The sequence below is a fragment of the Devosia aquimaris genome (assembly GCF_020169335.1).
GTDB lineage: Bacteria > Pseudomonadota > Alphaproteobacteria > Rhizobiales > Devosiaceae > Devosia > Devosia aquimaris.
Window position 1 is genome coordinate 855,612 of the sequence record NZ_JAIEZN010000002.1, and the last position, 13,494, is coordinate 869,105.

7 protein-coding genes are annotated in these 13,494 nt (G+C 58.4%); all 7 read left to right on the plus strand.

Annotation, left to right across the window (positions count from 1 at the left end):
• The first annotated feature begins 4 nt into the window (after nucleotides 1-4).
• The 7 genes from dpdG to K1177_RS17040 all read left to right on the plus strand — a co-directional run bounded on the left by dpdG (nucleotide 5) and on the right by K1177_RS17040 (nucleotide 13,485).
• Entirely contained in the window at nucleotides 5-892 is an 888-nt protein-coding gene (gene dpdG, locus K1177_RS17010; RefSeq protein ID WP_263575044.1) for a protein DpdG, read from the plus strand.
• Nucleotides 892-3,981, plus strand: coding sequence for a protein DpdH (gene dpdH, locus K1177_RS17015; protein ID WP_224705147.1), 3,090 nt, complete (start codon nucleotides 892-894; stop codon nucleotides 3,979-3,981). The genes dpdG and dpdH overlap by 1 nt, the downstream gene beginning before the upstream one ends.
• A 59-nt stretch (nucleotides 3,982-4,040) precedes the next feature.
• Nucleotides 4,041-4,706, plus strand: coding sequence for a hypothetical protein (locus tag K1177_RS17020; RefSeq protein ID WP_224705149.1), 666 nt, complete (start codon nucleotides 4,041-4,043; stop codon nucleotides 4,704-4,706).
• Nucleotides 4,703-9,256, plus strand: a complete 4,554-nt coding sequence (gene dpdJ, locus K1177_RS17025; RefSeq protein WP_224705151.1) for a protein DpdJ — start codon at nucleotides 4,703-4,705, stop codon at nucleotides 9,254-9,256. Before K1177_RS17020 ends, dpdJ begins: the two co-directional genes overlap by 4 nt.
• Nucleotides 9,253-9,792, plus strand: coding sequence for a phospholipase D-like domain-containing protein DpdK (dpdK, locus tag K1177_RS17030; RefSeq protein WP_224705152.1), 540 nt, complete (start codon nucleotides 9,253-9,255; stop codon nucleotides 9,790-9,792). The genes dpdJ and dpdK overlap by 4 nt, the downstream gene beginning before the upstream one ends.
• On the plus strand, nucleotides 9,789-12,071 hold the full coding sequence (dpdD, locus tag K1177_RS17035) for a protein DpdD (protein WP_224705154.1): 2,283 nt from the start codon (nucleotides 9,789-9,791) through the stop codon (nucleotides 12,069-12,071). Before dpdK ends, dpdD begins: the two co-directional genes overlap by 4 nt.
• Before the next feature lie 568 nt (nucleotides 12,072-12,639).
• The gene (locus K1177_RS17040; RefSeq protein ID WP_224705156.1) at nucleotides 12,640-13,485 is read left to right on the plus strand and encodes a hypothetical protein; all 846 of its coding nucleotides are present in this window, start codon (nucleotides 12,640-12,642) and stop codon (nucleotides 13,483-13,485) included.
• Nucleotides 13,486-13,494: the final 9 nt, after the last annotated feature.

Here is a 13,494-nt window from a genome sequence, read left to right on the forward strand (position 1 = left end):
GAACATGCCTAGCGACGGACTATTCAACGTAGCGATTGTCCTAGTTCGCGCATTGGCTCGATATGGCTCCCGGAGCCGTGAGGACTTGCTGGCCGCATGTGGTCTCGGCGTTGATGGCATCGACCCGAAGCATCTGACGCAGACGCTGAACCGCTGGACCGAACTCGGACTGTTCCAGAGCGAGGACAAACTGGTTAGCCTCCGCGACCCCTATCGGTCGATCTTGGGTAAGAACCCGGATATTGCCGAAAGCCGCCTGCCAAAGGTGCTGCGAATGATCGCACTCGCACCGGAAAACAACATCCGCTTCTTTGAGGCCGAGGAAAACAGGGCCGCCGATCTAAATCGCGGGCTCTCCTGGATCCTCGCTCAAGACGTCTACACGATTGACACCAGTTCGCATGGCACGATCGACGCACTCGAGAACAGCCAAGTCGCCGATAAGGCAAAGCGGATGCTTCAGAACGACACGCGCTGGAACGGCCTACGAACGTGGATGGTCTACCTCGGCTTCGCGCGAAGCGGATCCTCGGTCACCATCGACCCAACGCAGGCCTTGCGCGAAAGCCTGGACGAAGTCTTCGGGGCCGAGCAAACGCTTGCCGCCCCGTTGTTCGTCGATCGTATCGCCGAGGTGATCCCCGTTCTCGACGGTGGATTGTACAGGCGGCAGATTGAGGATCTCCTCAAAGGCTCGACGTGGCACCGTCCGCCTGCAAGCACGCTCTCAACAGCCCTATCACGTGCGATCCGGAGGCTTATCCATGAAGGCGTGATCGCAACTGAACAGCTTAGCGACACCGAAGCTGGCGTAACGCTGGTGGGTGCGGAACAGCGGCCCTGGCTCCGCATGACGCATGTCCGATGGATCGCCAACCGGAAGGCCAAGTAATGCTCGACCGCTATTGGCCCGATGCTGATGCAGTAAATGCGTGCATCAAGAATGAAGCAGAGACTGCCGATGATGCGGTGCTGCTTGCAGTCCATCAACCCGCCGCGATCGTGCGACGCGCAGAAGGCAATGATACCACGTCGACTGCGACCGAGTTGGACTTGCTTGATGCCTTTACTACCGAGGACGTGCCGGGCGGATACGTGCTCCTGCCTATCACCGGCGTGTCTGGGGCGGGCAAGTCGCACATGGTCCGCTGGCTTGATGCCCAATTGCAGCGTTCCGCAAAGCGCGACCGGTATCACATCATCCGCATCCCCAAGAGTGCGAGCTTGCGCACTGTGGTCGAACTGATCCTCGCGCCGCTCAAGAACAATCCCCGGTACACCAAGCCTTGGCAGGACCTCACTCGCGCAGTCGCTGAGGTGAACCTGGACAATGCTGTCGTCACCTTTCGAGCCCACCTAGAAAATGCGTTGACCGCACGCCGTGAAGAGTTGACCACGGAGTATCGGCAGAACCCCGACCGCGGCGATCTACGCCAACTCATCGGATACGCACGCGACTTGCCGAAGCTCTTCTCGGACGCTGCGCTCGAAGAGCATTTCAAAACTATTCTTGCCCGGGTCCTATCGCGCGCGCTGAGTGGCCGCTTGGGCGAAGTCGAGCAGGCGGACACTCTGTCCCGTTTCGTCGCGTCCGATCTTATCCTTCCCAAAGATGTGGATGTCAGCAAGGCCGCGCAGCGGGTCCGTGACTATTATCAGGTCAACATTGCCATGGTCGGAGCAGATCGACTCGAGGCGGCAGTTGATTTGCTAAACAAGGCAATTGACCCGGCGATCAGCAATGTCTTCCAACTCGAGCAGAGCACCGGCGGCATTACGCTGCAGGAGATCATCCTCTCTGTCCGCGAAATCCTGTTTCAAGAGGGTAAAGATCTGGTCCTTCTTGTTGAGGATTTTGCCGCGCTGGCAGGCATTCAAGAAGTACTGCTCAAAGTCTGCATTCAAGAAGGCGAATATGCCGGAGAAAAAGTGCGCGCGACCATGCGTACCGCACTTGCGCTCACTGACGGCCATCTAAATTTCCGCGATACAATCCTGACCCGAGCCCGCTGGGAATGGGTGATAGGCGGACGGCAGCAGGGCGATGACGAGATCAAAGCAAGCGTTGTGAATATGGTCGGCGCATATCTCAACGCCGCTCGCTGGGGGAGCGATGATCTGAGGCGTCTCTTCAGCCAGCGCGGCGAGGAAAGATCGCTCACCGACTGGCTGCCGGTGTGGCGCGATGAGGGTCTTGACGAGGTCGAAAGCGGCGTCGTTGCCGCATTTGGAGCCGCTGGTAATGGCGCGCCGCTCTTTCCCTTTAACCGCGAAGCGATAGAAGCGCTCGCCGGGCGCATACTTCTCAAGGGGGGGAAGCTTGAACTCAATCCGCGGCGGGTCATCAACCAGATCCTCCGATCGACACTGCTGCTGCGCGCGAGTTTTCTGGCCCATGATTTCCCACCCCCCGAATTCCAGGGCTTTCGACCAAATGCCACCATCGCAGGCTGGATCAAACAGACCCACCAACCAGACGCGGTCAGCGGCCGATTGTCCTCTCTTCTCGCGCTTTGGGGAGGCAACCCGACCGACGTGGCGGCAATTAAGCACATCCCACCGGCGATTTTTACAGCATTTCATCTGCCACCGCCGAGTGCGCTTGCCGACATTAGCTTCGTGGCCCCGCCTCGCGAAACCCTCCCGACAACCCCGGGCACGATTGAGGCCGTTAGCACTAAGGTCGCAGCGCCCGTTGAGGCCGCCGAGGATCCGCGCGTCGCCGACCTGCGCGTCAAGCTGGAGAGATGGTCGGATGGTACTTCGCTTGAGCAGCGGGATGCCAATGAGTTGCGAAAGGCGCTGATGGACATGGTCCGCGATGCGATCGACTGGCCTGCACTTCGCATGCGCTCTGTAGATCTCCCACCAAACTGGATAGACATTCCACAGGCTCGCGGCAATCTGAACACGAAGATTTCCGTCGCCGACGACGCAAAGGACGCGGATGGCTCGGTTCGCGCCGGCCTGCTGGCTGCTTTCCGTTTCGCTACCGTCAACAATCGCCGCTGGTCGTACGCTGAAGCGGACGAGGACTATGTTGCAAGTACAGCGCTCGTTGATGGTTTGATCGCACAACTGCAGCCGATTTTGCGCAGCGCCGCACTCGACCAGGCGGCTGCGGTTAGCCGCGCCCTCATCACCCAGTCGAGGATCATCGGGCTCGAGCCCGCATTGAAGCCTACTACACCAGAAACGGTGCTAAAGGCGCTCTTCGGCAAGCCGGAGCCGAAAGAAACGCAGCCATTTGAAGAGAATTGGGATCGGCTGCGGTCCAATGCTCTGGCCGCGATCGGAGAAAGGCCAGGACGAGAGCGGCTGCAGACTGAATTGCTCGAGCGAACGGCGGCGTTCCAAGGAACTGGACGCACAGCATTTGCAATCGACATTGTCCGGTTAACCGAGGCGGTTGGCGATGATGACAGAGCGCGAGCGGGGACCGATCAATTGCCGCAGGACGTCAGAGAGTTCCTCCGCCCCATTGCCGAGGCGCGCTTGAAGGGCCAACTCGGCCCCGTGGTCACAAAGCTAAGGACATTTAGTACCGGAATCGGCGAATACATCGACGATAGCTTTGACAAGGCAAAGTTCATTGCCGATCTTCAGGACATTTGCCGCTTGTTGGCCATGACCGGCATCCATGTAAATTTACCTACCACGCTTAAAGAGTTCGAGCGTAGGCTAACGGAATTTCAGGCCAGCGCGATCAAAGATCTGGTGAGTAAAATCGCTACGATCGTCGAGGGCGACCTCGACCAAATTCCCAAAGCGCTCAATGCGCTCGGTGTGCTCGACCTCGGGCTGATTGCCCGAACCATGACCTTTCTCGACCACACAAAGAGCTTGATTAAGGCGGCAGAGGACGGTGTTGTGCGAGAAGAGGCTAATCGGGGGCAGGCTGATCCCGCGACGCTGGTTTCTGAAATCAGAATATTGCTGAACACTGTTGCCCAATCGGATGTGCCGGAGGCGACGCCATGAGTGCAGCCTTACCCGCCCGTGCATCCGCGTTAAGAGCTCGTCTGAGCCGTCTCCATGAGATGAGTTCCAACGTCGCCGAGGCTGCCGACCTGGAGGGCTTGCGTGTCCAACTTGCCCGGCACGTCGAAAGGCTTTCCGCGCCAGCCGAGAAGAGACGCCTGCTTACCAAGGCGGGCATCACCATTGTCGAACCCGCGAGCAACGCTAAGGTCCGAAAGAAGGCAACTACGGTGGTCGAGCGTTTTGCAGAGGCACCGAAATCCGAGACCCTGAAGAAGGGACAGCTATGGTCGACGATGCTGGAAGAAATGGATTCGGCGGCGCGCGACCTTCAGACAGCGGTCAATGTTGCTTGGAAGGGTCAATGGACGAGCCTGTTCAGCGGCGAGACGCCTGCTGCGGTCGAGTCCAAGCTCGCCAAGACGAAGGCGAACCAAGAAGCACTCAGAGTCTACCGAGGCCTCTATAGTCAGTTCAGGGCGCTCTTCGACACCCTCCCACACGATCAAGGGACGATCGATCGAGCGCGAATGCTCGGCAACCAACTCGAACTTGCTGCTAAAGCATTCGATTTCCAGGTGTCCCCTGATGTGAAGGCATTTCTAGAGGCGGTTCAGTCTGTCCGCGGCGCTCCGATCAACCTTTTGACCGACGAGGTGCTCAACTGGCTCCGCGAAAATGAGAGTCTCGAGGCTTATCGCGTCAAATCATCGGATCGCCCATGAGCGGTGATGAAAAACTCCTACTCGCTAGTTTGGATCGGATTGAACAGCGCGAAGCCCGGTTGCTCACCTGGGGCCTCGTGGACGGCTTCCTGACGCTCAGCGAACTCAGCGAACTCATCGACCCGCTGCTTGACGACCCGGCTTATGCCGACGGGCTGACTTTTGTCAGCGTCGCAGAAGTCGTAGCAGCACTTCAGCGGCGCACGCTTCTGCTTGACATCGGCGACAGTGAAACCAGCCGCTTCCGCTCGCGGATGGCGGAAGCAGTCCGGCTGTTTTTTCGACTCAGGCAGTTGTTTCCGCAGCATCAGGGCTTGATTGGCTGGCAATCCGCGCCGACGCTTGTTGCGGACTTCCGCTTCATCTGGCGTCGACGCCGCTATCCGCGCCGGCAAATCTCTGCAGAACGGGCTCGTGTTCAGATTCAGGCAGCAACGTCGGATGCCTCCGCTCGTGACGCTCTGTCGATTTTGATCAATAGCTACGGACCTGATTTTGGACTAGCAAGTTTCCAGGTGGATGCCGCCGAGCGCATTCTCGCCGGTTTCGAGCAGCCCCTTTCGATTGCGACGCTAGTCAGCGCCGGCACCGGCAGCGGGAAAACCCTGGCCTTCTACTTGCCCTCGCTTGCTCGGATCGCATCGCACATTCAGCGCGATCCATCAGCAAGTCGTTGGGTCAAGGTGCTCGCGCTCTACCCACGTAATGAACTGCTCAAGGACCAGTTTGCCGAGGTTTATGGTCAGGCGAGGCGGCTCGATGCCAGCCTGCTAGATCAAGGCTGTCGCAAGATTCTCATCGGCACATATTTCGGCCCGACGCCAAAAGACGCCGCAGACGCGGAGACCCGCACTGGTTGGCGTCGCCATAGAGACGGTCTGATCTGCGACTATTTGCGCTGCCCAACCGATGGCTGTGACGGCGACATGGTCTGGCATAGCCTGGATCGCGGGGCCGGGAAGGAGCGCCTAGTCTGCCAGACCTGCGCTGCTTCAATCGAAAGCGACGAGGTTATACTCACGCGTCAGCGGCTCGAACGCGAAAGCCCGGACATCCTGTTCACCACGACCGAGATGTTAAACCAGCGAATGGGCGATGACCGTGTGCGCCACTTGTTCGGCCTGGGCGATCGGTGCGAACGTCCTGTCGAACTGATGCTGCTCGACGAAGTCCATACATATTCCGGCACATCAGGAGCGCAGGTCGCGTTTCTGCTTCGGCGGTGGCGCCGGTTGCTGCGCAGGTCTGTTAGTTTCGTTGGCCTGTCAGCAACAATCGCTGACGGCGCACGCTTCTTCGCGCGATTAACCGGCCTGCACGAGCAGGCGTCTCTCGAAATCGCCCCACGGACCTGCGATATGATTGCGGAGGGCGCAGAATATCTACTGGCGCTGCGCGGCGACCCAGTCTCCCGTACCGCACTTCTGTCGACCACGATTCAGTCGGCCATGTTGCTTTCGCGAATGCTCGATGCGCCAGACCTACGCCGGAGCCAAGGCGTCTTCGGCGAGCGGCTGTTCCTGTTCGCCGATAATCTCGATGTCATCAACCGTATGTTCTTCGCGATGCTTGATGCCGAGGGGAGGCAAAGCGGCGGCCGGATCGACATGAATCGTCATCCCAATGGCGGGCTTGCGTCCTTGCGAACGCCGATGGCCAGCGAACATCGGAAGCTTCATGGCCAGGATTGGCAGGCCGCTGTCGACATCGGGCACACTTTGCAGTCAAACGATCGCAAGACTGTCGGCCGCGTCATGTCAATGGATCCGGGTGTGGGCAGTCATCTCGACATAATCGTCGCGACCGCGTCGCTTGAGGTCGGGTACAATGATCCACTCGTGGGCGCAGTTATTCAGCATAAAGCTCCCAATGATGTTGCTCAATTTCTTCAACGCAAGGGTCGCGCTGGGCGTTCGAGAAGCATGCGACCTTGGACGGTTGTTATCTTGTCAGACTATGGTCGCGATCGGATCGCCTACCAGGGCTATGACCTGCTGTTTGACCCAGAGGTCTCTCCCCGGTCGCTGCCGATCAACAATCGCTATGTCGAACGCATCCAAGCGGTTTACGCGACGCTCGATTATCTCAGCCTTACTATTGGCTCCAACCCGCGCGGCAGTGTTTGGATCAACATGTACGGTCCCGCCGCCACGTCAAACCAACGCGCCCGCCAGACGAAATTGGCCGACGCAACCCGACGCATTCTCACCAACGATGCCGATTTCGAACGCTATGCGGACTATCTTGGACAAGCCCTCAAGCTCGACCGTAGCGAGATTGATGCTCTTCTGTGGGATCACCCGCGGCCGCTATTGCTTGAAGTGCTACCCACCGCGCTGCGCCGACTGGAATCGCGATGGTTGGCTCATGGAGAGGAAGGGGCCGACTATAAGGTGGGTAACTCGCCCTTGCCGGAGTTCGCGCCGGCAAACCTATTCAGCGATCTCAACCTGCCGGAGGTCGAAATAGTTCTTGGCCAGTCAGGCAGTGCAACGCCAGAACGAGTCGTAATGCCAATCTCGCAGGCGATGAAGGAATACGCAGCCGGCCGAGTCTCGCGCCGCTACGGCATTAGCCATGCGCTGGAGCGGCATTGGATCTGCCCGCCGCTCGACCAGAACATTGAGCAAAGCGCCGACCTATCGCACAACGTACGGGCCGATTTTATCGGCGACTGGCAGATACGCGCTACCAATGGAAACATCCTGCAAGTACCAGTCTACCGACCGCGCGAATTTTTGGTCCAGCAGCCTGCCAACACAGTGGTGGACACTTCGACTGCGCGGTTGCGCTGGCGTTCGCAGCTTGTCGCGCGTGAAGTCGGCCTGGTTCTTGCTCCCCCGATCGGCAGCCCTTGGGCGGCCTTCATTGCCGGTGCACACTTCTACACCCATCAGAGTCTTAGTCCGGTCGAAGCGCGTCGTATGGCGATTGGGAGCGACGCCGACATCCGCTATCGGGACGGAACGTCCTACACTAAGAAGTTCAACTACGAGATAGCAGGGGGCGCGGCGGCGCTTGGTTTCAGCTTCGGCGTCGATGCCTTCTGCCTGCGCCTCCGTTTTCCGGAAAAACTTTGGTCGAGCCTCGGCACCGACTCCGATCCGTCCTACCGGGCGATCCGCACGGCACGGTTCCACGACCAGGCAGTCAATGGCCCCTATCTTGATGCTGTGGAAAATCGCTTCGCTCGCGAGTGGCTCGCTCATCTGCTTCTCGCAGCAATTAGCAATGAGGCGATCGCAAAGGCGATCGGACTCGAGGAAGCCGCAGACAATCTGGCGCAGGGTAGGGCCGAACTCAGCCTCGATCAAACACTCAGCATTCTGTTCCAGTCGCCGATTGTCGATGACCCCACCGGCCAAGGCAATGTGCAGGACAAGCTCCGCCAAGATTTGGCGCTACTCATAGCCGATCGACGAGTTCGAACCAGCCTATTCAGCCTCGCGGAGATCCTGTGGCAGCCAATCGCTGAAAACTGGGAGCCTTGGCTTCGTGAGCGCTTCGCAGCGACGACTGCGGCGGCGGCCCTCAACGCTATACTCAGCCTTTGTCCGGAAGTCGACGCAAACGGGCTGGTCATCGATATCGATGCCGGTCCGCGAGAGCCCGACGATGTTTTTGCCGACGAACCAGCAGCCGAAATCTGGATCAGCGAGACCGCCCCCGGCGGCAACGGCCAGATCGAAGAGGCGCTCAGGCAATATGCAGAGGATCCGCGCCGCTTCTATAATCTCATGACGGCATCGCTGCGCGACAATGATTTCGCGCTGAGCGATTATCAATTGCAGCGCTTCCTCAACTTGGTGGTCGAGGACGATCCTGACGGCGATCTCGCCATTGCTACAGGTGGCATGCGTGGCGCTTATGGGGCGGCCGAGAGCCACCGTGCCCTCTCAGTGCTGCGAGAAAGGCTGGCGGCGGAGGGCTTCGTGACCTTCCATGCTTTCATGGTCGCACTCGTTAACCGCGTCATTCGCCCAGGTTCCACACGCGAAAGCGACGCCTTTTTCCTAGGAGCCGTTCGACAATGGTCAGCCGAAGAAGAGCGACTTGGTGTTGAACTGGACGCCCGTGTCGTCGCATATAGGTTGTCGCGACGCGATGATATCGATACTGCGCTCCGCTTTGCAGGTATCGACGCCCCCACCGTCAATCCTGACCAATGGCGCTTCGGCGTAATCTACGGGCTCCTGTGGCCGCGCGGGGCGCAGATTCGCCAAGCCGGATTGCACGTCTATTCCCAATTTGCTGATCTGCCGGCGCCCGAACCTCTGCTGGTGATGCCATTCCTCGCGCAGGAGAATGCGCTCATTGATCTCGAGAACGACCAATGGCAGCCCGAATGCCTGGAACGCCTAGGCGAGACTGGGGCGGCAACTCTAGTCTGTCCCATGAACCAAGCCGGACGCGTCGCGGACGCCTTCAACTTCCTCGCCACCAACCCTGTGCAGACTGGGTATTTGTCTGTCTTTGCCCGCGTGCAGGCGGTTCGACGTTCGGGCGGCGCCTATCATATCGACGTTGATATAGCGGAGGCCTTGCAATGACCTTCGAAACACGTCGAATTTTTAAGAGCGCAGTGACGAGCCAGAACCTGATCCGTGAATTACTGCAACTCATGCTTCTTGGCGAGCTTGTAGCACCCGGAGGCCAGCGAGCGTGGCTGGTAAGCCCGTGGATCAGCAACATTTTGCTGTTCGACAATCGGGCAGGTGGCTTTGGGTCGCTCAATCCCGAATGGGGTAACCGGGAGGTCCGTCTCGTTGAAGTCGCGGTCAACCTGATTGCACGCGGCACGCCTCTTGGCATAGCAACGAGTTTCGACACTCATAACGACGCCTTCATAGCGGCGGTGAGCGAGGCAGCCGAAGAAGCAGGGCTTTCCGACAAACTACTGATCGTCCAGCGCCGGCACCTTCACACAAAGGGCGTGCTGATCAAGAGGGGCTTACTTACCGGTTCGATGAACCTGACCTACAATGGCCTCGAGCTAAACGACGAGATGGTTGTCTACGACACGAATGCAAAGACCATTGCTGAGGCTCGCCTCAATTTCGAATCCTACATTGGGACCGACAGATGATTGCCGATCTTGCGCCTTCCGAGGTCGCTTGGCTGCGGGCCTTCTTCAGCGCTCCAAATGGGCTCGATTGGGAGAGGATTGAAGATCGCTCAGCGCCCCAGGCGCTTATGGATCACGTTCTTCCATGGCTGCACCTCATCAGTAGCGGCAGTTCGCAAGCAGCGATCGTGCTGCCCTTTGTGCGCTCTGGCCATATCGTTGGTTGGTATGCGACGACCCGGGGACCTGTTGGCGCATTCGAGCTCAAAAAGGAACTGATGGGTTGGCTTGGGCCGACCTATTTAGAGCACTTTGACGTTGTGCCTTTCGACAGCCGCGATCCTATGGCAGCGATATTGCGGCAACGCTATGATGGGGTCGTGTATCGCTTTTCTGGTGCGGTCGGCACCAAGGGCGCTCGAATGGCCGATCTTCTGACGACCTTTGCTTGCCTTGCCTCGCGTCGCCCGCTGACCAACCGTATGCCGATGCGGCCGGTGGGGGCCATCCGCTCCGACTTTGAGCGGGCGCTGCTAGTGCAAGACGCCGAGCGGGCTGAAACCTTACTCACCGAATTGCGAGGGACAGGACGCCTAAACGAAGAAAACCTTAGATACTTGGATGTGCGGTTGAAAGCCGGTCTCGGCCTTTGGCCGCAAATCGCCCGCGATCACTGGCTGATTAAGACGCTCTCCGACCTGCCGTTGCCGGTGCAAGTCCTCGCCGACCTCGTCGAGGCACTCTATCGGACGTATCTAGATGACCTAGAGGCGGCGGGCGATACTTCAGCACTACTCAATGCGTTTAAGCAACATTTGAGCGTACCCTATCCGCGGCTTTTTGCGACTAGGCGAGGCATCCGCACGCCGCGTGTGATTAAAGCCTTCTTGTTGTTCGAACGTGTGCTTGACCGGCCCAACGAAGCGCTCCTTGCAGATTTGGCCTCCCTGGTATCGAACGATGATCCAGGTCACCTGTTGTTCGCCAGCCTTGCCGCTCCTGCTCCCGCGCAGACTCCCTCCTCCATCCCGGAAGAACTGGTGCCGGTGTCGGATGAAGATGAGGCTGAAGCGGCATTTGACGACGGCCAATACGACCGGGCATTCGCGCTTTATAATGATCTGCCGTTGAGCAAACGCTCAGTACAGCGCCTGCTCTCCTGTGTGCTCGTCGTCGAAACTAACGATGTACGTCAAAGTCTGCTTGCGAAGATTGACCGGGCCGGTCCGGCCTTCCTCGCGAGCCTGCCAATCCCTGTTCTCAAAAAGTTAGGCGACCTTCGACGTGTGTCCGGTCGCACCTCAAACGCCGAGACAACGAGTGCCACGATCGATGGTTGGTTTGACTGGGCCGAGGGCCTTGCGGCCGGTCTCGAGGTTAGCGCTCTTGCAGAGTCACTCGACAACGCACTCGCCTGGGACGTCACGCCGATTACTCGGGATGACGCTACAGCCAGCAAATTTGCGAGCCTACTGGGCGGGCTTTCTGGCGAAGCTGCAGAAATTGCACGTCGTGCAGTGCCGACAATTTTCCACTCGGTTTTTCACGACGACGTGCAGTTCGCTGAAGCGGTAAGGCCGATCGCGATTTTGCTTTTCGACTTGATTGCGCTCGACGACACCTTGACCCCCGCTGATCTGGAACTACTGCAAATACTGTGTGGAAAATTGCTGACAATTGGTTTGTCCGCGAGCGACTATGGCAATCTTGTCAGCGCACTGGAAGATGTCCAGGGGCGGATAGGCTCTTATGCTCACCTCGCGTGGAGCCTCGATATCTGCGAAGTGCTTGCCATTGCACCCGCACCTAACGATGCAGCACGTCGGGCCCGGCAGGGATTCTTTCTTCTCCTGGTGGGACAGGCACAAGTCTTCGCACATCGCCTCGAGCGACACGATGTTCTGTCTTTCACGTTGCTAACTCGAGACTATGAACTTGACCTGGAGGTGCTAGGTGCGATCACGCTTCCGAGGTCGGCGGGGGAGGATATCGAAACGCCCGACCTATCCGGCAAGCTGATCGCGATCTACACGTTGGCGGAAGCAGCCGCGCGCCGGGCCAAGGTGGCCCTCATCGAGATGTTTCCCGGCGTTCGCGTCGAAACCAACGCAGACACAGTGGCCACAGCACGACTCACCAGCCTCGCCAAGGCCTCGGACATCTTTGTGTTTGCGTGGAAGAGCAGCAGCCATCAGGCATACTATTGTGTGAAGGATGCGATGGGAGAACGCGAGCCGGTGATGGTGGCTGGTAAAGGAACGGCCAGCCTGCTCCGTGCAGTTCTCGATAGTCTGCGCTGATGCGCCTGGCCGTTAAACTAAATACATAACAGGGTCATGAACGGGGTATTTGCTGGTCGCCACGCGGCCTTGGCAAAGAGAAGTTTAAGCCTGCCGTATCCCAGCAATGCGATCCGTCGCGATTGAAAAAGTATCTTCGCTGATGCAACTGACACGTTTAGAGCTCTATCAACGGGTTTGCGACCGGCCGCTCAGCAAAGTTGCCCCAGAACTTGGAATTTCCGGCACGGCGCTGGCCGCTATTTGTAAACGATATCAGATCTCCTATCCCGGATCGGGCTATTGGACTCGCTTGTCTCTTGGGCTTCCGGCGGAGTTGCCCAGACTGCCAGAGACATCTGATGATGTCGTTGAGATTATACCGTCAGCGCCAAAACCAAGACAAATTAGAAAGCCTAGAGATGGCTCTGCGCGGAAGACCAGGCGCGCGAAGAATCTCCGTCCAGCCCGTCATCCCCTGCTGCTAGGTGTCGAAGAACACTTCCGAAAAACGCGGGCTTTGAACGATGGTGAGTTCTTGAGGCCCTCTAAGCGCATCCTGCCAGACCTCATTTCATCGGAGTCCGGATTGCTTCGCGCGCTCTCGCTCGCCAATGACCTCTACCTCGCGCTGGATGAGGAAGGGTTTCGAATCCACATCGCTCAGGCCAGCGAGGGCTTTCATCGCATCCGCGTCCGGGAACAGGAGGTGGATCGAAAGGATCGCAAGTACGGACGTTATCACTCAGGGAGCATCTGGGCTCCAGACCGACCAACTGTCTTCAATATTGGGACGGTGCCGATCGGTCTCGCTCTCACCGAGATGACCGAAAGGGTGACGATGCGATACCTCAACGGTGATTACCACCGTGAGGATAGTATGCTCATACGGTCGGCCAAGCCCTGGCAACTGACGCACTCCTGGACAACGGAGCGGGATGTGCCCTGCGGACGTTTTCGGGTGACTGCCTATTCTCCGAAAGAGGGCGTCGACTGGTCCACAAGCTGGCAGGAGACCAATCAGAACGCGCTTGGCAACCTCATCCCCAAAATTGTCGATGCGTTGAAAGCGGCTAAAGATGCTGTGCAATGCTTGATGGACGCCGAGGATGTGGCCAAGGCGAGAAGGAAAAAAGAGCACGAGGAATGGTGGGAGCAGTATCAACAACAGGAGGATGCCCGCAAGACAGCTCAGGCTTTGGCGGATAGTAGGCAGCAACTCGCGGAAATCATGGAGAGGTGGGGAAGGGCAATGACGGTAGAGCGCTTCGTCACGGATGCAGAAGAGCGTTTGAAGTGCACAGACGGCGAGCGTCGGCAGCGTTTGGAGGAGCGATTGAGGCTCGCAAGGGAGATGATGGAAAGGGTGGATCCGCTGGATTTCCTAGAAAGCTGGGTAACTCCTGGGGAGCGGCATCGTTCAAGGTTTGCTTAGATTAGAATT

Bases quoted from the DNA above. Each gene is read 5' to 3' on its own strand.
- dpdJ (WP_224705151.1), top strand. From the start codon at position 4,703: ATGAGCGGTGATGAAAAACTCCTACTCGCTAGTTTGGATCGGATTGAA.
- dpdD (WP_224705154.1), top strand. From the start codon at position 9,789: ATGATTGCCGATCTTGCGCCTTCCGAGGTCGCTTGGCTGCGGGCCTTC.
- K1177_RS17020 (WP_224705149.1), top strand. From the start codon at position 4,041: ATGAGTTCCAACGTCGCCGAGGCTGCCGACCTGGAGGGCTTGCGTGTC.
- dpdH (WP_224705147.1), top strand. From the start codon at position 892: ATGCTCGACCGCTATTGGCCCGATGCTGATGCAGTAAATGCGTGCATC.
- dpdK (WP_224705152.1), top strand. From the start codon at position 9,253: ATGACCTTCGAAACACGTCGAATTTTTAAGAGCGCAGTGACGAGCCAG.
- dpdG (WP_263575044.1), top strand. From the start codon at position 5: ATGCCTAGCGACGGACTATTCAACGTAGCGATTGTCCTAGTTCGCGCA.